Consider the following 19,819-nt stretch of genomic DNA (forward strand, 5'->3'; position numbering starts at 1 on the left):
TGACTTCTGACCAGTCTCCAGCCGCGTGAACAGCATTGGAGGCAGCCTGACAGATTAGGCACTTCATGTTCGATCTCCGTATCCATGAATTACCAACTGTAGACGATCCGCGACCAAGGAGCGCTCACTTGGCAGAAAGATAAGCACATCAAAAAGTGAAGAGCCCAGCGCAATGGCTGGGCTCAAGTTATCTTCTGTTTTCCAGCATCTTGTCGGCGAGTGCTTTGGCCCTTTGGATTAACAGATTCTGCCTGTCTTCGTGGGTGGCTTCTCCTACCACCGGTGCCGTCAGATTGCTTTCCGCAATCAACGCGGCACAGAAGTATTGATCCCAAACAACGCTTTGCTCCGACTCCTGTCTATTCATTTGGTCGGCGATCATATGCGGCTCCTTTTGGTGAGGTAGCCTCTTTAGTTTACGCCCGAATCGCAGGCTACCCGCGTCGCGAAGGATGATCGGCACCTCATTGCAATCCGTTCACTGGCGACAAGTCATTTCCTCAACTAGGATTTTTAGCGCACAGGACTTCGCCCACTGTGTTGTCGGGCGATTCATCAAAGGAGAGATAGATGACATCTACTCGAATTTCCGAGCAAACCTATCGTGGATGGTCCAACCCCATCTTGCTCGAACTCAAGCTGAGAGAAGATCAGTTAAGCCCTTCGGCACGCCAGGCCCTGAAAAATGTCCTGGTAGAAAGGAGGCTTCTTGACACTGGCAACCCGTCCGGCAGCGATCGGCGCAAGGCTGATCCAGTCGGGTAACGACAGGCATCAATAACGTTTTGTCCATCATGCTCATCATCGACGCTGCTGGCTCTCTGCCGGCAGCGCGCTCATAAGCCATTCCAAATTCCAGACAAAAAAAAAGCCCAGGCAGCTGATGGACGCCTGGGCTTTAAAAATGCATAAACCGTGGTGGTGAACGCGGGGCGATATTACCCAATCGCGCGACTTGTAACAAGATATTCTGAGTCACTATCCAGTTACTAAATCTCCTAACCCATTAAATATCCACACTATTTTTAAGTCATCTGCTGACTATTCCACTCCCGACGCCATCGGTTGCAGCGGAAAAAGCCCCCCGCGCATCGCGCACCAGTTCACGCCATTCGGCGTTGTTGATGAGCCCGGCGCCCTCCATTTCATCCGCCACTTTCAGCAATTTGTCGTAGTGTTCTTCACAATCCATTCCGGCCTCCGGCTCTCTCAAGAGCCGGTACCAGGCATCGAGGGCTGCCTTTTTTCGATCATCATTCATAGCCAAACTCCCGGGGACTGTTTGCTCTTGGAAGTTACTTCAGGAATGACCGTTCCTTGATTCCGACATACGGCACAGGCCGTCACCCCCAACGGAGCACGAACGAGCGTTACAAACAATCCCGGACAGCTTGGCGCAGCGCTCCTGACTTGGCCCACGGTGGACCTTGGTAAAGCGATACCTGGCTGCCATCCTTCGATTTCACGATAACCAGAATTTCGTCAGCTGTAATGATGCTCGGTGCGGTGATCCGGTAGCCATTGGAAATCGCCGATTGCGTCGATCCCGGAATGTCCTGACGCCACAACGGCAATACACACGCGGCATATTCCTTGGGCGCCTTATCGCTGTATTTGCTGATATTGGGCTCGCCGGGCACCACGGATGCGGGTAATGAACAGCCCGCCAATACAGCCACCGCTGTTCCCGCTATCAACATGCGCATAACGCTTCCCTATCCTGAAAAACGGGAAATGTAGCCTGTACTTGCGCAGACATCCAGCGGACACCCGACGCACTCTATACAGGGGCTTCGCCCTGCCCCGGCTCGGCCCCCGAGCCGGAATCGGGATACGACCTCGCATTCAGGTACGTCATCCATCGCTCGTACGCTTCATGCTGCCATTTCGTGACCCGCTCCCATTCCGGGCCGCTCAACTGATGGGCCGAGATCAGTTTCATCATTTCCGTGGTTGCCGTATCCAGGTCAACGATCAGCTCATGCGCATGGTGTCTGAAATCATCGGTAGTCGTCATTTGAGATGGCCTCCCTAGCGAATGAATCATTACCTCAATACGACAGCAGAGCTGTTCATTCGCGTTAATGTTCCCGACCAATGGAAGCGGTTCCCTCACTACCCCTTCACGCAGACCACCTGTCGCAAGGTGTGCAGCACTTCCACCAGATCACGCTGGGCGTACATGACTTTGTCGATGTCCTTGTAAGCCATCGGAATCTCATCGATGACCGCCGCATCCTTGCGGCACTCCACATGAGCGGTCGCGCGGATCTGGTCTGCGACAGTGAAGGTATTTTTGGCTTTGGTGCGGCTCATGGTCCGACCGGCACCGTGGCTGCAGGAACAGAACGATTGCTCGTTGCCGAGCCCCCGAACGATGAAGCTTTTGGCGCCCATGGAGCCGGGAATGATCCCCAGTTCGCCCTTCTTCGCCGACACCGCGCCCTTGCGGGTGACCAGGACGTCTTCGCCGAAGTGCCGCTCTTTCTGCACGTAATTGTGATGACAGTTCACAGCTTCCAGCGCGACCTCGAAGGGTTTGCGGATCACTTGCCGCGCGGCCTGAATCACCGCCTGCATCATCAACGCGCGGTTCTGCCGGGCGAAGTCCTGAGCCCAGCCCACCGCTTCGACGTAGTCATCGAAATGCCGGCTGCCTTCCTTGAAATAGGCCAGATCGCGGTCCGGCAGATTGGCGATGTGCTGGCGCATGTCCGCCTGGGCCAATTGAATGAACAGGGTCCCGATGGCATTGCCAACGCCGCGAGAGCCGCTGTGCAGCATGAACCAGACGCGGTTGGCCTCGTCCAGGCAGACCTCGATGAAGTGGTTACCGGTGCCGAGGGTGCCCAGGTGATGACGATTGTTGGTGCTGGCGAGTTTCGGGTATTTGTCGGTAATCGCCTTGAACCGTGAGCTCAGCGCCGCCCAGGCTTGATCGGCCTGCTGTGGAACGTGGTTCCAGGCGCCTTCATCGCGGCGGCCACGGCTCAACGTGCGGCCATGGGGCACGGCCTTTTCGATGGCGCTGCGCAGGCCGTGCAGGTTGTCTGGCAAGTCGGCGGCGGTCAGTGACGTGCGCGCGGCAATCATGCCGCAGCCGATGTCCACCCCCACGGCCGCCGGAATGATCGCGCCCACGGTGGGGATCACGCTGCCGATGGTGGACCCTTTGCCCAGATGCACATCCGGCATCACTGCCAGGTGCTTGAAGATGAACGGCATCTTCGCGGTATTGATCAATTGCTGCCGGGCTTCGCTTTCAACCGGCACACCCTCGGTCCAGAGTTTGATCGGCTTGCCGTTGGCGACTTCCAGCAGTTGGTAGACAGGTTGTTGCATGATTTCGACTCTCTTGCGATCAGACGAACATAACGCTCCAGACTGGTAAATGGGATTACTATTTCGTAGCGGGGAATTGCAGGAGGTCATCATGTGGCTTAACGAATATGAACAGCAACTTCGGCGTGACCTGCAAGGCGTGGCGTCGGACCTGAGGTGGTCGGCAGTAGAGCTTTTGCGCATCGCCGATCAGTTGCGCCAGGCCGGCAATGACGTGGACGCAGAGGCAACACTAAGGCTGTGCGCGTTGTTCCAGGGCGATGAAGAGCGACTGGCGGGCTATGCTGAAGAAGTAAAAGCAAAATCCATCACTCGAACGAAAGTTCACTAGAGAGCGCTGTCATGAACAAGCCTCTATGCGCGCTGATCGCCGTGCTGGCGGCGTCAGGTGGCTGCAACACGGAATCACACGTTTATCGAGACCAACCGCTGGTCGCCAAGGTCGAGACCGGCATGAGCAAGGATCAAGTCCAGCAGATTGGCGGTCAGCCTGTATCGATAACACCGCGTACGGTGGAACCGGGCACCTGTTTTGACTACAAGCTGACGCAGGCCGGCCATCAGCAACCGTACAATGTCAGCTTCGATGGCACGGGCAAGGTCGACCACAAAAGTTTCATGACCTGCGCGCAATGGAGTCGAGCCCAACAAAAAGCCAGAGAATATTCCCCCTCCACGGGCGGGATGGGCGGCGGTTACTGACCTGTAGCAGCTGCCGAACGCAGGCTCGGCAGCTGCTACAACGCGCTATTTGTCTGATTTGTGGCTACGCGACGCTTTACCCGACCGGGCTCTGTAGGCGGGAAGCGAAGCCGCATAGGCCAGTGCTTCCTCTCTGCTGCCAAAGGCTCCCAGCCGGTCACCTTTGGTGCACACCCGCCAGGGGCCGTTGTTCACGCTGAGTACGTCGTAGCCGTTCATGTGCATTTTGGTCAGCATCGGAACGCTCATAGTCACCTCCATTTCGGCAGTGATAGTCCTGGATCGACTCAATTACCTTACACCCGACCTTCACTGAAGTGCCAGCCAGACGTCGCGTCAGGATTCCGGCATTTCATTGCACTTTCAGCCGCGCTATCGACTCCAACCCTTGAAGCAGACACTTCTGCGGATGTCGGTCTGAATATTGCATTTTTATGACTGTTTTGTGACAAACGGCAGTCGAGTAACCCATGAAAGTACGTGCAACCGTCATTTGCGAGCAGGATCGGCATATTCTCCTGGTGCGCAAACCCAAGTGTCGCTGGACCTTGCCAGGCGGAAAAGTCGAGCCTGGCGAAACCGCTGCGGGCGCGGCCATACGAGAGCTCTACGAGGAAACAGGGCTTGAGGTCGATGACATGCTGTACCTGATGGAATGGGAAACGACCAGCACCCGGCACCATGTTTACGAGGCGTCGGTTGTAAACATCGCAGAGGCTCGGCCACAGAATGAAATCCATGACTGCATCTGGCATCCGCTGGACGCCGTCCAGAACCTGAAAACAAGCGACGCCACGCTCAGAATCGTCAAAGCGTTCCAGCGCCGCTTGTAGGTCGCAGCCTCTCTAGGCTTTGGCCAATGCCGTCGCAGCCTTGTCGATGAGCCCGGCAATCTCGGCCGGCATCGAAGCCAGCGACGCATGGCTGGCGTTCAGGGTCAGAATCTCCCTGGCGTTCAGTCGCACCGCCATTGATTGCTGGTTTTGCGGCGCGATCATCCGGTCGTACGCGGAGACCTGATACCACGACGGTTTGTTCTTCCACGCCACTGTGTTGATGGTGTCGCCAAACGTGCTGGCCAGCGGTGCTTTCTGGGTAATGCCCATGACCAACCCGTCGATGGCGGGCAGATCCTGACAGAAGCTTTCGTGGTAAAGCTCAGGCTTGACCCACAAATAGCCGTCGCTGTCGGGGGCCAGGTTCGCAGCCGCCGCCGGTGGATGCTGTTGAGTAATACTCGCGGGACTTTCGCCGACGTCCGGGGCAAACGCGGCGATGTACACCAGCCCGACGACATTCGGTTGATCGCCAGCCTCGGTGATCACCGCGCCGCCATAGGAATGCCCCACCAGCAATACCGGTCCCGACACCTGCGCCACCATTTTGCGGGTGCGCATCACGTCGTCGGCCAGGGAGGTCAGCGGTATCTCGACCGCGCGGATGTTCGTGTAGCCCTTGTGGATCAGTTCGGCGATGACCTTGTTCCAGTGGGCGGCACCGCCCCAAAAACCGTGGACCAGCACAATGGTGGGTTTGTCGCTCATCAGGATGACTCCCGTTCATGGAGGGTGTGTTGCAAGCCTGTCAGCCCAGATCCCCGCCACCGACCGGCATGACCATCCCGGTGATGTAGGAGGCTTCGTCGCTGGCCAGAAACAGGATAGCGCTTGCCTGCTCATCCAGCGTGCCATAGCGCTTCATCAAACTGCTGTCGAGGGTCTGGTCGACAATCTGCTGGTACCAGAGCTTTTCCTGAGCGCTTTGTTCCGCGGCATTGCGCGGAATCAGTCGTGGTGGCGCCTCGGTGCCACCGGGGGCGGTCGCGTTGACCCGCACGCCACGACCGGCCGTTTCGAACGCCAGGCATGCGGTCAGCGCATTGACCCCGCCCTTCGCCGCACCGTATGGCACGCGATTGACACTACGGGTGGCAATGGACGAAACGTTGACGATGGCGCCGCTGCCTTGTTCGAGCATGAATGGCAGTGCGGCATGGCAACACCACAGCGTCGGGAACAACGAACGGCGGACTTCGGCTTCGATCTGCTGCTCTTCATAGTGCTCGAAAGGCTTGGTCCAGATCGTGCCGCCGACGTTATTGACCAGCACATCGAGGCGATCAAAACGTTCGACAGCAGTGCGCATCACGCGGCTGCATTCGCTGTACTGCTCAAGGTCGGCGGTCAGGGCAAGTACCTGGCTGCCCTGCCCCAGTTCCTTCTGGAGTTCGAACACCAGATCGGAGCGGTCGACCAGAATCAACCGCGCACCTTCAGCGGCCATGCGTTCAGCCACGCGTCGGCCGATGCCCTGGGCGGCACCGGTAATCAGCGCGACTTTTTCGTGGAATCTGTTCATGTGTACCTCGTGACGAAGTTTGCTTCCCGGCGAGGCGATCCTGTAGGAGCTGCCGAAGGCTGCGATCTTTTGATCTTGTTTTTTGAAAGCAAAATCAAAAGATCGCAGCCTTCGGCAGCTCCTACAGGGGCGTCACCGCAGAACATTTTCAGGCCGCGCTGGCGGCAAATTTCTCGTAGTAAAAGTTCGCAGGCGCAATGCCTTGTTCGCGGATGAACTGGCTGACCGCTTCGACCATCGGCGGCGGGCCGCACAGGTAGACGTCGACGTCGCCATCGTTCAAATGCCGTGGCTCGATGTGTTGGGTCACGTAGCCCTTGAGCGGGTGCCGGCTGTCGGGATTGGCCACGCAGGCACTGAAGCTGAAGTTCGCAATTCGCGCGGCAAAGGCTTCGAGTCGATCGAGTTCCACCAGATCGAAATCGTTGGTCACGCCGTAGATCAAATGCAGCGGATGCTCACTGCCCTGCTCGGCGATTTTCTCCAGCATCGCGGTGAACGGCGCCAGACCGGTGCCACCGGCCAATAGCAACAATGGACGGCGGATGTCGCGCAGATAGAAGCTGCCCAACGGTCCGGCCAGGCTCATGCTGTCGCCGGCCTTGGCCATGCCGGTGAGGAAACTGCTCATCAAGCCGCCGGGTACGTTGCGAATCAGAAAGCTGACTTCGCCGTCGCGCTGCAACGAGCTGAACGAGTAAGCGCGGGTCTGCTCACTGCCGGGCACCCCGAGGTTCACATACTGCCCCGGCAGGAACGCCAGTTTGCTCAGGGCCTCGCCCTTGATCGACAGCGCGATGGTGCTGTCGGACAACTGGCGTACGGCGCTGATGGTTGCGTCGTAACTGGCCTGACGGGTGCGGCAGACATCCGATGAAACCGGCACCCGCACCACACAATCGCTCTGCGCGCGCATTTGGCAGGTCAGGACAAAACCCTGCTGCGCTTCGTCGGCGCTGAGGGCGTCTTCGATGTAGTCCTCGCCCAAATCATAGCGGCCAGCCTCGGCGAAGCATTTGCAGGTGCCGCAGGCGCCGTCGCGGCAGTCCAGTGGAATATTGATGCCCTGGCGGTACGCGGCATCGGCCACGGTTTCGCCGGCGTTGGCGTCGATGAACCGGGTGACGCCGTCTTCGAAATTGAATGCAATGGAATGAGTCATGACGCGGCCTCAGAGGTGGTAGACATCGATGACCTGGCGAACGTAGTCGTTCTTCAGGATCACTTTCTTGGCCTTGATCAACGGGTTCTCACCGCGCACATCCAGGGTGTAGAAGCTGCTGCCGAAATAGCTGTCGACGGTCTTGTAGCGAAAGCTCAGGGTGTGCCAGTTGAAGCGCACCTTGCACAGCCCGTCGGCCTGTTCGAGCAGCTCGATGTTGCTGAGGTTGTGCGAGGTGCGGGTGTCCGGCACGCTGGCGCTGGAGCGTTCGGTCTTGATGCGGAAGATGCGGTCCTCCAGGCCGGTGCGGTTGCCGTACCAGATCAGCGAGATTTCCCGCTGCGGGTCTTCAGTCAGCTCGTCATTGTCGTCCCAGGACGGCATCCAGAATGTCGCGTCCGGCGCGTACAACTCCAGCCAGTCGTCCCAATGTTTGTCGTCGAGGTAGCGTGCTTCGCGGTAGAGAAAGTCGCGCACCGCGTCATAGGTAATGGTCATTGCACAGCCTCCACTGCAATCAGTTCGGACTGCTCCGCGGCCAACGCCTTGAGCATGGTTTGCTGCCAATACTTGTGTTGCAGCACGAACAGGCCTTCGTCTTCGGTACGCACGCCGCTGAGCAGCGGATGCAGGTCGATCTCTTTGGCCGCGTCATCGGCGCCTTCCACCCAATGTTCGGCACCACGGGACATGTCGTTCCAGGCGGTAACGCTGCCCTGGTAACCCGTCTGGCAGGAGCGAAACTCTTCCAGATCGTCCGGGGTCGCCATGCCGCTGACGTTGAAAAAGTCTTCGTACTGACGAATCCGGCTCGACCGGGCGTGGTCGCTTTCGCCTTTGGGGGCGATGCAGTAAATGGTGATTTCGGTGCGGTTGACCGAGATCGGCCGGGCAATGCGAATCTGCGAGCTGAACTGGTCCATCAAGTACACGTTCGGGTACAGGCACAGGTTGCGCGAGTTCTCGATCATCCAGTCGGCGCGAGCCTTGCCGAAATCCCGGGCCAACTCGTCGCGACGTTCGTACAGCGGACGGTCCTGGGGGTTAGCCCAACGGGTCCAGAGCAGCATGTGGCCCTTGTCGAAGGAATAGAAACCGCCGCCCTGCTTGGCCCAACTGCCGGCGCTCATGGTCGGGTTGCAATCACCGGCCTCGCGCTGTTTGCGCTGGTTCTGGGTCGCGGCGTAGTTCCAGTGCACCGAGCTGACGTGATAGCCGTCGGCACCGTTTTCGGCGGTGAGTTTCCAGTTGCCTTCGTAGATGTAGCTGGAGGAACCGCGCAGCACTTCCAGGCCATCGGCGGACTGGTCGACGATCATGTCGATGATCTTCGCCGACTCGCCCAGATGCTCAACCAGCGGCACCACATCGGCCTTGAGGCTGCCGAACAGGAAACCGCGATAAGACTCGAAACGCGCGACTTTGGTCAGGTCGTGGGAGCCTTCGCAATTGAAGCTCGCCGGGTAGCCGGCCGCCGCCGGGTCCTTGACCTTGAGCAGCTTGCCGGAGTTGTTGAAGGTCCAGCCGTGGAATGGGCAGGTGTACGTGCTCTTGTTGCCGGTCTTGTGCCGGCAGAGCATCGCCCCACGGTGGCTGCACGCATTGATAAAGGCGTTCAGTTCACCGTCCTTGTTGCGCGCGATAAAGATCGACTGACGCCCCATGGTGGTGGTGTAGAAATCGTTGTTGTTGGGGATCTGGCTTTCATGCGCGAGGTACAGCCAGTTGCCTTCAAAGATGTGTTCCATCTCGAGGTCGAACAGCCGCGGATCGGTGAACATCTCGCGTTTGCAGCGATAGATGCCCTGCTCAGGGTCGTCTTCAAGCAGGGAGTGAAGGTATTCGGGTCGCAGGGACATGGCCGCCGCCTCCATTGTTTTTATTCAGGCAGGGCCATGCTAGGACGAGGGGATGGGGCGGACTATCCGCGGGGTGCAGACCTGTATCCGTTTTGTGCAGCAGGTGATGCGACGGCATACCCGTGGCGAGGGGGCTTGTCGGAACGCCGCATCGCCCCGTCGGGTCGCGAAGCGGCCCCCGGCATTCTGTCAGGCACACCGCATCGGCTGGATTTACGACTGCTGCGCAGCCGAACGGGGGCAAGCCCCCTCGCCACAAGCAAGCTCCCTCGCCACAGGTTATTTATCGCAACCTATTCAGTGACGGCGCTTGAGGGTGTCGGAAGGCAATTCGCCGAACTGTTTGCGGTAGCTGTCGGAGAACCGGCCCAGGTGCAGAAAGCCGTAATCCATGGCCACTTCCGTGACGTTGCGCACGTTGCAGGTCGGGTCGCTCAGGTTGGCGTGAATACGCTCGAGCTTTTTCTGCCGGATGTAGTTTTTCGGCGTGTCCCCCGCGTTGCGTTCGAACAACCCATACAGCGAACGCAGGCTCATCCGCGCCTGGCGCGCCAGTTCTTCGCTGTCGATGTCCTGCTTGAGATTGCACGCGATGTAATCGACCAGCGCCTCGAACGTGGCCGAGGCTGAGCCGGGATCGGTGCGCATGACATTGGTCTTCATCAGGCCGAGCATCTTGCTGACCACGATTTGCGCATAGTGCTCCTGCACGCGGGGAATCTGTTCGGTGGCTTCCGCCTCCTGGCAAATCATCGCCAGCAAACCGACAAAACCTTCCAGTTCATTGAGTTGATAACGGTTCTCCAGGAACCGCACGCCCTGCCCCGGATACCGCCAGCGCTGCTCTTCGCACACCGACTCCAGCAGCCGCGAGGGGACTTTCAGGATGAATTTTTCGCAATCACTGGAATAGGTCAGATCCACTGGATCATCAGGGTTGATCAGCAGCAACTCACCGGGAGCGAAGTAATGTTCCTGACCATGGCCACGCCACAGGCAGTTGCCGCGCAGCAGCACTTGCAAGTGATAGATGCTGTCCAGCGCATGGGACATAACCCGCACGCTGGCGCCGTAACTGATGCGGCACAGGTCGAGGCTGGCGAATTTGCGATGATCGAGGCTGGCCAGCGGCCGGCCGGCCCTGGGCATCCGCAGGCAATGGTTGCCGACATGCTGATTGACGTAGCCCGACACCGCGTAGGGGTCGGCATGGTCGAAGACTCTGCTGCGATGACTCAACAATTGCGCTTGCATCATCGGTTCACTCTCATTGTTGTTATCGGTTGCGTCAGGCCATTCCAGGGCAGTGGTTGTAACGGTGTGTCAGTTGACCGACCTGTGGGAGCGAGCCCTGCTCGCGAAAGGGCCATCAGCGTCAACGTTGACTGACACTCCGCTTTCGCGAGCAGGCTCGCTCCCACAAAGGTTCAGCTGGTCGAGGGTATCAGTCCTCGAGCGCACGCACCCGCTCGTGGCGTTGCTGCTCTTCAGGCTGGGCAGAGGATTGTAAGGTGAAATCGAAATCGATTTCGGCAAAGCGACCACTGACACCATGGGCCGCCGCACGCTGCGGATCATCGCTGAAGGTGATTTTGGCGATCAGTTCGTCACGGGTGGCGTAGGCGAAATCGTCATGCAGGTATTGATCGCCGTCGAGGTTGATCTGGGTGGTCAGGTGACGATGATCCGGCGCAGAGATGAAGAAGTGAATGTGCGCCGGCCGCTGACCATGACGGCCCAGTTGATCGAGCAATTGCTGGGTCGGACCGTCCGGCGGGCAGCCGTAGCCCGACGGCACGATGCTGCGAAAACGGTACCGGCCCTCGGCATCGGTGACGATACGACGACGCAGGTTGAATTCCGATTGAGTGGTATCGAAGTACGAATAAGTGCCGCCGGTGTTGGCGTGCCAGACATCCACCACCGCGCCGGCCAGCGGTTCGCCGGCGGTGTTGCGCACTTGGCCCTGCATGAACAGCACCACGCCCGGATCGACGCCATCGTCCAGCCGCGCTTCACCTTCCGACAGTGGCGCACCCGCCACATACAGCGGCCCTTCGATGGTCCGTGGTGTGCCGCCGGCCTTGCCGGCCTGTTCATCTTCGGCATCCATCAGCAGGTCGAGGTAGTGCTCCAGACCGAGCCCGGCCACCACCAATCCGGCCTCCTGACGCGCACCCAGCACGTTGAGGTAGTTGACGGCTTTCCAGAACTCTTCCGGGGTCACGGCCAGGTCTTCGATGATGTTCACCGAATCGCGCAGGATCCGGTAAATCAGCGCCTTGACCCGCGGATCGCCGGCTTCGTTATGCAGACCGCTGGCGTCTTCGAGAAACTTCTGGGCACTGGCAGTGTGGGAAATCTTGACGTTCATGGTGGTTCCTCATCTTGTAATTATTAGCGTAGCGAACTGAACAGGCTGGGTTCAGCGGTCATCCTCGCGAATGGAAGAAGGATGCCGGCACAGCGCGTTGACCTCGATGGCCATGTACGGGTACAGCGGCAATTGCATCAGCAGGTCATGCAGTTCCTGAACGCTGTCGACATCGAACACGCTGTAATTGGCATAGAGCCCGGCGATGCGCCACAGATGGCGCCACTTGCCTTGCTCTTGCAGGCGCTGGGCCAGGGCTTTTTCGTCGGCCTTGAGCTGAGCGGCGCGTTCGGGGTTCATGTCGACCGGTAAATTCACCGTCATTTTTACGTGAAACAGCATGATGCCCTCCTCAGGCTTGATGAACGGCAGTGGATGTGGTCCTGGATACTTTGTCCCGACGGAAAAACGCCAGGCGCTCTTCATCCAGAACCAGGCCCAATCCCGGTGTCTGCGGGACGTGCAGTTGGAAATCGCGGTAGACCAATGGCTCGCTGAGAATGTCTTCGGTGAGCAGCAGCGGACCGAACAACTCGGTATCCCAGCTCAGTGTGTTGAGCGTGACGAAGGCATGGGCCGAGGCCAGCGTGCCGATGCCGCCTTCGAGCATGGTGCCGCCGTACAGGCCAATACCGGCCGCCTCGGCAATCGCGGCGGTTCGCAACACGGCGCGTGGGCCGCCGTTCTTGGCGATTTTCAGGGCGAACACGGAAGCGGCGCCCTCACGCGCCAGGTTGAAAGCATCTTCCACGCACTCGATGGATTCATCGGCCATGATCGGCGCCGGGCTCATGGCATTCAGGCGCACCATACCGGCGCGGTTATTGCGCGAGATCGGTTGTTCGATCAGGTCGATGCCATTGGTTCCGAGGATCCGGCAAGCGCGCAGCGCGACTGCTTCATCCCAGGCCTGATTGACATCGACCCGCACGCTGGCGCGATCGCCCAGCGCCTTTTTGATCGCAATGACGTGGGCCAGGTCGCGGTTGACCTCGCCTGCGCCGATTTTCAGCTTGAAGATCCGATGGCGACGCAGGTCGAGCATTTTTTCCGCTTCGGCGATGTCCTTGGCGGTGTCGCCGCTGGCCAGGGTCCAGGCCACCGGCAGCGCGTCACGAACACGGCCGCCCAGCAGCTCGCTGACTGGCAGGCCGAGACGCTTGCCCTGGGCGTCGAGCAAGGCGCTTTCGATACCTGACTTGGCGAAGGTGTTGCCACGAATGCTGCGCTCCAGGCGCAACATTGCGGCATTCACATTGCCGCTGTCCTGGCCGATCAAGAGTGGCGCGAAGTGCTTGTCGATGTTGGTCTTGATGCTGTCCGGGCTTTCGTTGCCATAGGCCAGACCGCCAATGGTGGTCGACTCACCGACACCTTCAATGCCGTCGGCACAGCGCACACGAATGATCACCAGGGTCTGGTTCTGCATGGTGTGCATCGCCAGCTTGTGCGGGCGAATGGTCGGCAGATCGACGATGATCGTCTCGATCGATTCAATGGCAGTTGCACGCATGTCGATACCCGTCAGGTTCTTAAAGTTCTGGAACGGATTCTCATACGGCTTTTTCCAGGCGGCCAATATAGAATTGGTCTGGCTCGATACCTTAAAGGTATTCACCAGATCAATGTGCGGAGGCCTCATGGAACTGCGTCACCTGCGGTATTTTCAGGTGTTGGCTCAAACCCTCAACTTCACCCGCGCCGCCGAACTGCTGCACATCGCCCAACCGCCGCTGAGCCGGCAGATCCAGCAACTGGAAGACGAACTCGGGGTGCTGCTGCTGGAGCGCGGCCGACCGCTGAAGCTGACGGACGCCGGGCGGTTTTTCCATGAACACTCCACCGCCCTGCTCGAACAACTGGGCAAGGTGTGCGACAACACACGGCGAATCGGCCTGGGCGAAAAGACCTGGCTGGGCATCGGCTTTGCGCCATCGACCCTCTATGGCGTGCTGCCGGAACTGATCCGCCGACTGCGCAGCGGCGAGCCGCTGGCGCTGGAGTTGGGGCTCTCGGAAATGACCACGTTGCAACAGGTGCAAGCGCTCAAGGCCGGGCGCATTGATATTGGCTTCGGGCGCATCCGCATCGACGACCCGGCCATCCTCCAGACCGTGCTCACCGAAGATCGACTGGTCGCCGCCCTGCCCGCCGGTCATCCGCTCCTCGCCAGGCCCATCAGCCTTCGTGAACTGGCGAAGGAACCCTTTGTGCTTTACCCCGGCAACCCGCGCCCCAGTTATGCCGATCATGTGATCGCGTTGTTTGAATCCTATGGCGTGCACATCAACGTGGCGCAATGGACCAACGAACTGCAAACGGCGATCGGTCTGGTGGGGGCGGGAATCGGGGTGACGTTAGTGCCGGCTTCAGTGCAGTTGCTGCACCGCGACGATATTGGCTTCACCCCGGTGCTGGAAGACAACGCCACCTCGCCGATCATCCTCAGCCGGCGCGTAGGCGATGTATCGCCGGGGTTGAATCATTGTTTGCAGATGATCGATGAACTGCTGCCGCGCGAAGGTTCGTAAATCAAGCCATGACTCCGGCAAAGGCTCGGCGCCCGGCGCGCATTTCTGTGCGAAGTTCGCCGATCAGGTTGGAAATATCGCGGACACTGGTCAACTCGTCGGGCGATACGCCGGTGATCAATAGCTCAATCCGACCGGTGCTGTGATCGAAGACCTTGATCCGCAATGTTTCATCTCGATTCACGGTGCATTCGCAGGACAACGGTTTGAAACCTGACTCCACAATGCCGCAAAGCTGGGGAACTGGAACCATGGCGAGCACCCTCGGGGACGGTTTTCCGATTGGATCCACTCAAGCGTAGATCAACTTCAATAAACCCGCGCCAGTAAACGCTAACAATTAATGTTAGCTACTTCTCACTTTCAACTGTTAATCGTCCGGCATCGTTCAGTGAGCATCCCCGTCCCACAACCAGTTCCAGATCCCAGGCAGCTCAACCGCCTCTGAACTGTCACGGACAGTACGCGCCATGGCCGCCCGCTGCAGTGCTGCCGTATCGTCGTAAAACGCTTGTTGCGCCGTCACTAGACCCGTGGCACGGGCGCTGTCCAGCAGGATTTGCAGGTATTCGCGGGTATGCCGGGCGGTGTAGCGATTCAGGTCGTGAAAGGTCACCACCACCGGAATCACCCCGTCCACCGTCGGCAACTCGCCGAGGGCGATGCGCTCGCGGACTTCGGACAACTGTCGCAGCATATTGGCCCGCCGACGAGGGCTGGCGTTGAAGCCCCAGATCTTGCCGTCATTGGCGCTCAGGTCGGTCAGCAGCACGTGCATGCCATGCTGTTGATAGGCCGCAAAGGTACGCTTGTCATAGTTCCAGAACGGCGGGCGCAGCAGGGTCGGCGAGGCGCCAGTGATCGCGGCAATATCTGCGCTGCCATCAGTGAGCGACTGTTCCAGTTCTTCCGGGTCCAGTGAACGATGGTTGGTGTGCCGGCGCGTGGCCGTGTGGAAGCCCAACAGGTGACCTTCGGCGTGTTCGCGACGCATGATCTGCCGACCCGCTTCACTGCCGCCGGCGCGTGAGTCACGGGTCTGCACGAAGAACACCGCTTTGATGTCGGGTTGCAGCGGATTGCGTGCGAGGCTGTCGAGCACGGTGACCGTCGGGTTGTAAAAACCGGACGCGCTGGGCCCGTCGTCGAAGGTCAGCAAAAAGCGTATCGGCGCTTGCTCGCGCAAACGCTGTTGCGTCTGCGGCGTCATATCAATGGGCGCGGCGATGCAGCCAAACAGGCCGACTGCGATGGCGAACGCGGAGAGAACCTTGACCAGCTGCTTCATGTTTTGCCTTGGACCAGACCTTGCGGCTCACGTTTAATGGCAAAAACCCCTCGCCCATTTATCCCTTTGACCGGCCCGCAGATCGCTGCAAGCCGAAGTTGGATAAGGGTACACAGTGTTTGGTTCCAGCGCGCGCTCCCGGACTCGCGTTATGCCTTCGATTTTCGGTTATTGCGCCAGCGCCTGCTGGAACGAGCTGTCGATGATCGGTGCCGTCGCCAGGGCGGCCGGCAGTGCCTTGACCTTGAACAGGAAGTCCGCGGTGCTTTGCAGATCCGCCGCGGCCTGCTGATCCACCGGGCCGACGCTCATGTGCGCCTGGCGCAGCCAATGGCGCGATACGTTCTGATCAAGGTTGGCCTTTTTCGCCCAGAGATCGGCGTACTCGTCAGTGTGGGTGTCGACCCAGGCCCGGGCCTTTTTCAGGCGCACCAGGAAGTCGGCAATGGCTTCGCGTTTACTGTCGATCGAAGGCGTCGAAGCGGCGATGGCGCTCAGGCCGGGCATCAGGTTTTTGGCGGTAAGAATTGGCCGGGCGCCGGAGAACAGAATCTGCTGGGAAATGTAGGGTTCCCAGACCGGAAACGCGTCGATGCTGCCTTGGGGTAACGCGGCAGCGGCGTCGATTGGCATCAGTTTGATGAAGTCGACATAGTTGTCCGGCAAATCAGCTTGTTCCAGGGCGCGCAGGGTCAGTTGCTGGCTCCAGGCGCCGGGCCAGTAAGCGACTTTCTTGCCCTTGAGATCGGCGATGGTTTTCACCGGCGAGTCCTTGGGCACCAGCAAGGCGATGGTGTCCGGGTTCTGCCGCGACACGCCGATCAGCTTGACCGGTGCCTGTTTGGCGGCCAGAAACAGAAACCCCGAATCACCGAGAAAACCCAGGTCCAACGCGCCGGTATTCAGCGCTTCGGCCAGCGGCGCAGCGGCCTGGAAGTGCTTCCAGTCAACGGTGTAGGGCGCTCCTTGCAGCACACCCGATGCCTCCACCGAGGCGCGAATGTTGTAGTAGTTCTGATCGCCGACGTGCAACACCACGGGGTCGGCACCGTAGCTCAAAGGTACGGTAAACAGGGCGCTGGCCAACAGACCGCGCAAGTATCGGGACAGGTTCATCAGGGGCTCCTGGAGGGATATTTTTATAGACCATAACGCTCTTGTAAAACCCTGATTAAATTCTATTTATGCATAAGCTCATGACCGCGAACAGTCAGTGTTTACCTAGCAACAGTGACTCAACAGACTGTTTTCCCCGGTGCACGCTGATACCCCACCATCCGCCTCCAACCCCTGATAAACCGGCAATTCCAGGACATGGCACAGAGCCTGCAATATTCCTTTAACGCAGGACGCACTAACGAAAAATGATTTTTCGGAAATAAGAATCTCGCCGCCTTGCCAGGAGCTGTCCCATGAAACCGATCTTCCGCTTTCCCAACGTCAGGCACCTGCTCAGCGCCTGCGCACTGGCCCTATGCCTGCCGACCTTCGCTCAAGCGGCTGAAACGCCACCGGCCGAAGTGCATCTGGACTACGCCTACTACTCGCCGGTCAGCCTGGTGCTCAAACACTTCGGCTTTCTGGAAAAGGCCCTGCCACAGACCAAAGTCAGCTGGGTGCTGAGCCAGGGCAGCAACCGCTCGCTGGAATACCTCAACAGCGGCGGTGTCGACTTCGCCTCGTCCGCCAGCCTCGCCGCCGTGCTCAGCCGGGCCAATGGCAGTCCGATCAAATCGGTTTACGTATACAGCCGCGCCGAATGGACGGCGTTGGTGGTGCGCAAGGATTCGCCGTACAAAACCGTGGCCGACCTCAGAGGCAAGAAAATCGCCGCGACCAAAGGCACCGACCCGTACCTGTTCACCCTGCGCAGCCTGCAACAGGCCGGCCTGACCAAGGACGATGTGGAGCTGGTGCACTTGCAACATCCGGACGGTCGCACCGCATTGGAGAAAGGTGACGTCGACGCTTGGGCCGGCCTGGATCCGCACATGGCCGCGAGCGAAGTCCAGGCCGGTTCGCGCTTGCTGTACCGCAACACCAATTTCAACAGTTATGGCGTGGTCAGCGTCACCGAGACCTACGCCAAAGAGCATCCGAAAACCATTGAAGCGGTGCTGAGCGCCTACGAAAAAGCTCGCGACTGGGCGGTGAAAAATCCTGACGAGCTGGCGAAGTTGCTCGCCACCGAGTCCGGTCTGCCGCTGGAAGTGGCCCGGCTGCAACTGTCGCGCACCGACCTGAGCAACCCGCAACTGACCGCCAGGGATGTGATCGCCTCAAAGGCTGCCGCACCGATTCTGGTCTCCGAAGAACTGGTTCGCCGTGGGGTGAATGTCGATCAAGTGATCGATCAGCTGATCGATACCGGCTTCAAACAAACCGTGGCGAGTCAATAAAGATCAAAAAATCGCAGCCTTCGGCAGCTCCTACATTGATCGGGTACAACCATGAATCCACGGTGTACGCCTCTCCCTGTAGGAGCTGCCGAAGGCTGCGATCTTTTGATCTTGCTTCAAATCAGCCGTCACTGGAGAACCCCCATGACCAGCAACAGCAAAGACCTGCCCGCCAGCCTGACGTTGCCCGCGCCACGCCGCCTCAGCAATGTCTGGCAATTGCGCCTCAAGGGCCTGGCCCTGCCAGTATTGATCGTCCTCGTACTGGAATTCGTCGTGCGCATTGGATGGCTGCCGTCCTACCAAATGCCCGCCCCGAGCGAAATCGCGCTGACCTTGAGGGACCTGGCCGAAGGCGCGCTGTGGAAACACATCAGCACTAGCCTGCTGCGGGTGCTGCTGGGGTTCGCCATTGGCGCCGGTCTGGCGCTGCTGTTCGCTGCGTGGGTCGGTTTGAGCCGCGAAGCCGAAGCCTGGCTGGAGCCGACCTTCGCCGGCCTGCGCTCAATTCCGAGCCTGGCCTGGGTGCCGCTGTTGCTGCTATGGCTGGGCATCGACGAGACCTCGAAAATCGTCCTGATCGCCATTGGCGCTTTCTTTCCGGTGTACCTCAACGGCGTCGCGGCGATTCGCAACATCGATCGCAAACTGGTGGAAGTCGGGCAGATGTATGGCTTCAGCCGGCGTCGATTGGTGCGGCGGATTCTGTTACCCGCTGCCCTGCCCGGCCTGTTCACCGGCTTGCGCAGCGGCATGAGCCTGGCCTGGATGTTTCTGGTGGCCGCCGAGCTGATCGCCGCAACCAAAGGCCTGGGGTATTTACTCAGCGACGGGCGCGAAACATCACGCCCGGATATCGTGCTCGCCGCGATCATCGTCTTGGCGCTGCTGGGCAAACTCAGTGACGGCATCCTCGCAGGCTGTGAGAAACGCTTCCTGGCCTGGCGCGACACCTTCAACGGCCAAAGCACAGGGGATTGAGCCATGACCGAACACCTGCTGGACATTCGCGTCGAGCGCAAAACCTTCGCCGCCACCACCGTCCTGAAAAACATCCATCTGCAATTGCAGCCCCGGGAGACCGTCAGCCTGCTCGGCCCCAGCGGCTGCGGCAAAAGCACCTTGCTGCGGATTGTCGCCGGCCTGGAAAAAGACTTTCAGGGCGAACTGCGCAACAACGCCGGCGAAGTCGCCTTCGTGTTTCAGGAACCGCGATTGATGCCGTGGCTGACGGTCGAGCAAAACATCGGTTTCAGCGCCGACAGCGATTACGACAAGGCCTGGGTCGCCCAACTGATCGAAGAAGTAGGCCTCGGCGGTTTCGCCCATGCCCTGCCCAAAGCCCTCTCCGGCGGCATGGCGCAACGGGTCGCGATTGCCCGCGGCCTCTACTCGCGGCCGCAGGTTTTGCTGCTGGACGAACCCTTCAGCGCGGTGGACGCTTTCACCCGGATGAAACTCCAGGATCTGTTGCTGCAACTGGCCGAGCGCCACGCCATCGCCCTGCTGCTGGTAACCCACGATGTCGATGAAGCGCTGTACCTCAGCGATCGCGTGCTGGTGATGGATAACCGCCCCAGCAGCATTCGTCAGGAACTGGCGGTGGAACTGGCGCATCCCCGGGACCGCCGCGATCCATTGCTGGCGCGTCTGAAGGCCTTGTCATTGACCGAATTGCAGCGGGCGCATGTCATTTGATGATGCCCTTCTCCTGGAAGCTGCACCTGTGGGAGCGAGCCTGCTCGCGATGGCGGTGTAACAGCCGACATTGATGTTGAATGTTATGGCCTCATCGCGAGCAGGC

The 19,819-nt window shown here is 59.4% G+C and carries 26 protein-coding genes; 8 read left to right on the forward strand and 18 right to left on the reverse strand.

What is annotated here, in order from left to right:
* Positions 1-187: 187 nt before the first annotated feature.
* Complete coding sequence (locus tag PMI30_RS08095; protein WP_008012342.1) at positions 188-382, reverse strand: hypothetical protein; 195 nt, start codon at positions 380-382, stop codon at positions 188-190.
* A 188-nt stretch (positions 383-570) separates the two neighbouring features.
* Between PMI30_RS08095 and PMI30_RS31765 the strand changes: the two genes are divergently transcribed.
* Entirely contained in the window at positions 571-765 is a 195-nt protein-coding gene (locus tag PMI30_RS31765; RefSeq protein WP_008012343.1) for a hypothetical protein, read from the forward strand.
* A 265-nt stretch (positions 766-1,030) separates the two neighbouring features.
* Here the strand turns inward: PMI30_RS31765 and PMI30_RS08085 are convergent, their stop codons facing one another.
* From PMI30_RS08085 to PMI30_RS08070, 4 genes are all read right to left on the reverse strand, one after another.
* Positions 1,031-1,261: a hypothetical protein gene (locus PMI30_RS08085; RefSeq protein ID WP_008012344.1), complete on the reverse strand. Its 231-nt coding sequence runs from the start codon at positions 1,259-1,261 to the stop codon at positions 1,031-1,033.
* 109 nt (positions 1,262-1,370) lie between these two features.
* Positions 1,371-1,706 carry a hypothetical protein gene (locus PMI30_RS08080; protein ID WP_008012346.1) on the reverse strand — a complete coding sequence of 112 codons (336 nt, stop codon included), beginning with the start codon at positions 1,704-1,706 and terminating at the stop codon, positions 1,371-1,373.
* 74 nt (positions 1,707-1,780) lie between these two features.
* Complete coding sequence (locus tag PMI30_RS08075) at positions 1,781-2,017, reverse strand: hypothetical protein (protein ID WP_008012349.1); 237 nt, start codon at positions 2,015-2,017, stop codon at positions 1,781-1,783.
* A 98-nt stretch (positions 2,018-2,115) separates the two neighbouring features.
* A complete protein-coding gene (locus tag PMI30_RS08070; protein WP_008012350.1) occupies positions 2,116-3,342 on the reverse strand; it encodes an RtcB family protein in 1,227 nt (408 codons plus the stop codon).
* A gap of 91 nt (positions 3,343-3,433) precedes the next feature.
* Here PMI30_RS08070 and PMI30_RS08065 point away from each other — a divergent pair, with 91 nt between their 5' ends.
* The gene (locus tag PMI30_RS08065; RefSeq protein ID WP_008012353.1) at positions 3,434-3,673 is read left to right on the forward strand and encodes a hypothetical protein; all 240 of its coding nucleotides are present in this window, start codon (positions 3,434-3,436) and stop codon (positions 3,671-3,673) included.
* An 11-nt stretch (positions 3,674-3,684) separates the two neighbouring features.
* On the forward strand, positions 3,685-4,044 hold the full coding sequence (gene osmE, locus PMI30_RS08060) for an osmotically-inducible lipoprotein OsmE (protein ID WP_008012357.1): 360 nt from the start codon (positions 3,685-3,687) through the stop codon (positions 4,042-4,044).
* Positions 4,045-4,089: 45 nt separating this feature from the next.
* Here the strand turns inward: osmE and PMI30_RS08055 are convergent, their stop codons facing one another.
* Entirely contained in the window at positions 4,090-4,293 is a 204-nt protein-coding gene (locus PMI30_RS08055; protein WP_007895567.1) for an SPOR domain-containing protein, read from the reverse strand.
* A gap of 221 nt (positions 4,294-4,514) precedes the next feature.
* Here PMI30_RS08055 and PMI30_RS08050 point away from each other — a divergent pair, with 221 nt between their 5' ends.
* Positions 4,515-4,877 carry an NUDIX hydrolase gene (locus PMI30_RS08050; protein ID WP_008012359.1) on the forward strand — a complete coding sequence of 121 codons (363 nt, stop codon included), beginning with the start codon at positions 4,515-4,517 and terminating at the stop codon, positions 4,875-4,877.
* A 12-nt stretch (positions 4,878-4,889) separates the two neighbouring features.
* Here PMI30_RS08050 and PMI30_RS08045 read toward each other — a convergent pair whose 3' ends face one another.
* The 9 genes from PMI30_RS08045 to PMI30_RS08005 form a co-directional block, all read right to left on the reverse strand.
* A complete protein-coding gene (locus PMI30_RS08045) occupies positions 4,890-5,588 on the reverse strand; it encodes an alpha/beta hydrolase (RefSeq protein ID WP_008012360.1) in 699 nt (232 codons plus the stop codon).
* Between the two features lie 40 nt (positions 5,589-5,628).
* Entirely contained in the window at positions 5,629-6,402 is a 774-nt protein-coding gene (locus PMI30_RS08040; protein WP_008012363.1) for a 1,6-dihydroxycyclohexa-2,4-diene-1-carboxylate dehydrogenase, read from the reverse strand.
* Between the two features lie 148 nt (positions 6,403-6,550).
* Positions 6,551-7,564, reverse strand: coding sequence for a benzoate 1,2-dioxygenase electron transfer component BenC (gene benC / locus PMI30_RS08035; RefSeq protein ID WP_008012365.1), 1,014 nt, complete (start codon positions 7,562-7,564; stop codon positions 6,551-6,553).
* A gap of 9 nt (positions 7,565-7,573) precedes the next feature.
* Positions 7,574-8,062, reverse strand: a complete 489-nt coding sequence (benB, locus tag PMI30_RS08030) for a benzoate 1,2-dioxygenase small subunit (RefSeq protein WP_008012367.1) — start codon at positions 8,060-8,062, stop codon at positions 7,574-7,576.
* Positions 8,059-9,423, reverse strand: a complete 1,365-nt coding sequence (benA, locus tag PMI30_RS08025; RefSeq protein ID WP_008012369.1) for a benzoate 1,2-dioxygenase large subunit — start codon at positions 9,421-9,423, stop codon at positions 8,059-8,061. The genes benB and benA overlap by 4 nt, the downstream gene beginning before the upstream one ends.
* Positions 9,424-9,720: 297 nt before the next feature.
* The gene (locus PMI30_RS08020; protein WP_008012371.1) at positions 9,721-10,680 is read right to left on the reverse strand and encodes an AraC family transcriptional regulator; all 960 of its coding nucleotides are present in this window, start codon (positions 10,678-10,680) and stop codon (positions 9,721-9,723) included.
* 187 nt (positions 10,681-10,867) lie between these two features.
* The gene (catA, locus tag PMI30_RS08015) at positions 10,868-11,797 is read right to left on the reverse strand and encodes a catechol 1,2-dioxygenase (protein ID WP_007895548.1); all 930 of its coding nucleotides are present in this window, start codon (positions 11,795-11,797) and stop codon (positions 10,868-10,870) included.
* 51 nt (positions 11,798-11,848) lie between these two features.
* Entirely contained in the window at positions 11,849-12,139 is a 291-nt protein-coding gene (gene catC, locus PMI30_RS08010) for a muconolactone Delta-isomerase (RefSeq protein WP_007936026.1), read from the reverse strand.
* A gap of 10 nt (positions 12,140-12,149) precedes the next feature.
* Entirely contained in the window at positions 12,150-13,310 is a 1,161-nt protein-coding gene (locus PMI30_RS08005) for a muconate cycloisomerase family protein (RefSeq protein WP_162130611.1), read from the reverse strand.
* 127 nt (positions 13,311-13,437) lie between these two features.
* Here PMI30_RS08005 and PMI30_RS08000 point away from each other — a divergent pair, with 127 nt between their 5' ends.
* A complete protein-coding gene (locus PMI30_RS08000) occupies positions 13,438-14,328 on the forward strand; it encodes a LysR family transcriptional regulator (RefSeq protein ID WP_008012375.1) in 891 nt (296 codons plus the stop codon).
* A 1-nt stretch (position 14,329) separates the two neighbouring features.
* Here PMI30_RS08000 and PMI30_RS07995 read toward each other — a convergent pair whose 3' ends face one another.
* The 3 genes from PMI30_RS07995 to PMI30_RS07985 form a co-directional block, all read right to left on the reverse strand.
* Complete coding sequence (locus PMI30_RS07995) at positions 14,330-14,581, reverse strand: DUF1652 domain-containing protein (protein ID WP_008012377.1); 252 nt, start codon at positions 14,579-14,581, stop codon at positions 14,330-14,332.
* A gap of 135 nt (positions 14,582-14,716) precedes the next feature.
* On the reverse strand, positions 14,717-15,616 hold the full coding sequence (locus PMI30_RS07990; protein ID WP_008012379.1) for a polysaccharide deacetylase family protein: 900 nt from the start codon (positions 15,614-15,616) through the stop codon (positions 14,717-14,719).
* A gap of 168 nt (positions 15,617-15,784) precedes the next feature.
* Entirely contained in the window at positions 15,785-16,732 is a 948-nt protein-coding gene (locus PMI30_RS07985; protein ID WP_008012381.1) for an ABC transporter substrate-binding protein, read from the reverse strand.
* A gap of 296 nt (positions 16,733-17,028) precedes the next feature.
* On the opposite strand from PMI30_RS07985, the gene PMI30_RS07980 reads away from it, so the two are divergent.
* From PMI30_RS07980 to PMI30_RS07970, 3 genes are all read left to right on the forward strand, one after another.
* Complete coding sequence (locus PMI30_RS07980) at positions 17,029-18,015, forward strand: aliphatic sulfonate ABC transporter substrate-binding protein (protein WP_008012383.1); 987 nt, start codon at positions 17,029-17,031, stop codon at positions 18,013-18,015.
* 144 nt (positions 18,016-18,159) lie between these two features.
* On the forward strand, positions 18,160-18,996 hold the full coding sequence (locus tag PMI30_RS07975; RefSeq protein ID WP_008012386.1) for an ABC transporter permease: 837 nt from the start codon (positions 18,160-18,162) through the stop codon (positions 18,994-18,996).
* 3 nt (positions 18,997-18,999) lie between these two features.
* Positions 19,000-19,713, forward strand: a complete 714-nt coding sequence (locus PMI30_RS07970) for an ABC transporter ATP-binding protein (RefSeq protein WP_008012388.1) — start codon at positions 19,000-19,002, stop codon at positions 19,711-19,713.
* Positions 19,714-19,819 lie beyond the last annotated feature (106 nt).

Source organism: Pseudomonas sp. GM50 (assembly GCF_000282375.1).
Classification (GTDB): Bacteria; Pseudomonadota; Gammaproteobacteria; order Pseudomonadales; family Pseudomonadaceae; genus Aquipseudomonas.

Excerpts from the sequence above, each read along its gene's own strand:
- PMI30_RS07985 (WP_008012381.1), bottom strand. The coding sequence starts at position 16,732 with ATGAACCTGTCCCGATACTTGCGCGGTCTGTTGGCCAGCGCCCTGTTT.
- PMI30_RS08065 (WP_008012353.1), top strand. The coding sequence starts at position 3,434 with ATGTGGCTTAACGAATATGAACAGCAACTTCGGCGTGACCTGCAAGGC.
- benB (WP_008012367.1), bottom strand. The coding sequence starts at position 8,062 with ATGACCATTACCTATGACGCGGTGCGCGACTTTCTCTACCGCGAAGCA.
- PMI30_RS31765 (WP_008012343.1), top strand. The coding sequence starts at position 571 with ATGACATCTACTCGAATTTCCGAGCAAACCTATCGTGGATGGTCCAAC.
- PMI30_RS08020 (WP_008012371.1), bottom strand. The coding sequence starts at position 10,680 with ATGATGCAAGCGCAATTGTTGAGTCATCGCAGCAGAGTCTTCGACCAT.
- benA (WP_008012369.1), bottom strand. The coding sequence starts at position 9,423 with ATGTCCCTGCGACCCGAATACCTTCACTCCCTGCTTGAAGACGACCCT.
- PMI30_RS08080 (WP_008012346.1), bottom strand. The coding sequence starts at position 1,706 with ATGCGCATGTTGATAGCGGGAACAGCGGTGGCTGTATTGGCGGGCTGT.
- PMI30_RS08095 (WP_008012342.1), bottom strand. The coding sequence starts at position 382 with ATGATCGCCGACCAAATGAATAGACAGGAGTCGGAGCAAAGCGTTGTT.
- PMI30_RS08040 (WP_008012363.1), bottom strand. The coding sequence starts at position 6,402 with ATGAACAGATTCCACGAAAAAGTCGCGCTGATTACCGGTGCCGCCCAG.
- PMI30_RS08045 (WP_008012360.1), bottom strand. The coding sequence starts at position 5,588 with ATGAGCGACAAACCCACCATTGTGCTGGTCCACGGTTTTTGGGGCGGT.
- osmE (WP_008012357.1), top strand. The coding sequence starts at position 3,685 with ATGAACAAGCCTCTATGCGCGCTGATCGCCGTGCTGGCGGCGTCAGGT.
- PMI30_RS08050 (WP_008012359.1), top strand. The coding sequence starts at position 4,515 with ATGAAAGTACGTGCAACCGTCATTTGCGAGCAGGATCGGCATATTCTC.
- PMI30_RS07975 (WP_008012386.1), top strand. The coding sequence starts at position 18,160 with ATGACCAGCAACAGCAAAGACCTGCCCGCCAGCCTGACGTTGCCCGCG.
- PMI30_RS08055 (WP_007895567.1), bottom strand. The coding sequence starts at position 4,293 with ATGAGCGTTCCGATGCTGACCAAAATGCACATGAACGGCTACGACGTA.
- PMI30_RS08070 (WP_008012350.1), bottom strand. The coding sequence starts at position 3,342 with ATGCAACAACCTGTCTACCAACTGCTGGAAGTCGCCAACGGCAAGCCG.
- PMI30_RS08075 (WP_008012349.1), bottom strand. The coding sequence starts at position 2,017 with ATGACGACTACCGATGATTTCAGACACCATGCGCATGAGCTGATCGTT.
- PMI30_RS08085 (WP_008012344.1), bottom strand. The coding sequence starts at position 1,261 with ATGAATGATGATCGAAAAAAGGCAGCCCTCGATGCCTGGTACCGGCTC.
- benC (WP_008012365.1), bottom strand. The coding sequence starts at position 7,564 with ATGACTCATTCCATTGCATTCAATTTCGAAGACGGCGTCACCCGGTTC.
- PMI30_RS07990 (WP_008012379.1), bottom strand. The coding sequence starts at position 15,616 with ATGAAGCAGCTGGTCAAGGTTCTCTCCGCGTTCGCCATCGCAGTCGGC.
- PMI30_RS07980 (WP_008012383.1), top strand. The coding sequence starts at position 17,029 with ATGAAACCGATCTTCCGCTTTCCCAACGTCAGGCACCTGCTCAGCGCC.
- catC (WP_007936026.1), bottom strand. The coding sequence starts at position 12,139 with ATGCTGTTTCACGTAAAAATGACGGTGAATTTACCGGTCGACATGAAC.
- catA (WP_007895548.1), bottom strand. The coding sequence starts at position 11,797 with ATGAACGTCAAGATTTCCCACACTGCCAGTGCCCAGAAGTTTCTCGAA.
- PMI30_RS07970 (WP_008012388.1), top strand. The coding sequence starts at position 19,000 with ATGACCGAACACCTGCTGGACATTCGCGTCGAGCGCAAAACCTTCGCC.
- PMI30_RS08005 (WP_162130611.1), bottom strand. The coding sequence starts at position 13,310 with ATGCGTGCAACTGCCATTGAATCGATCGAGACGATCATCGTCGATCTG.
- PMI30_RS08000 (WP_008012375.1), top strand. The coding sequence starts at position 13,438 with ATGGAACTGCGTCACCTGCGGTATTTTCAGGTGTTGGCTCAAACCCTC.
- PMI30_RS07995 (WP_008012377.1), bottom strand. The coding sequence starts at position 14,581 with ATGGTTCCAGTTCCCCAGCTTTGCGGCATTGTGGAGTCAGGTTTCAAA.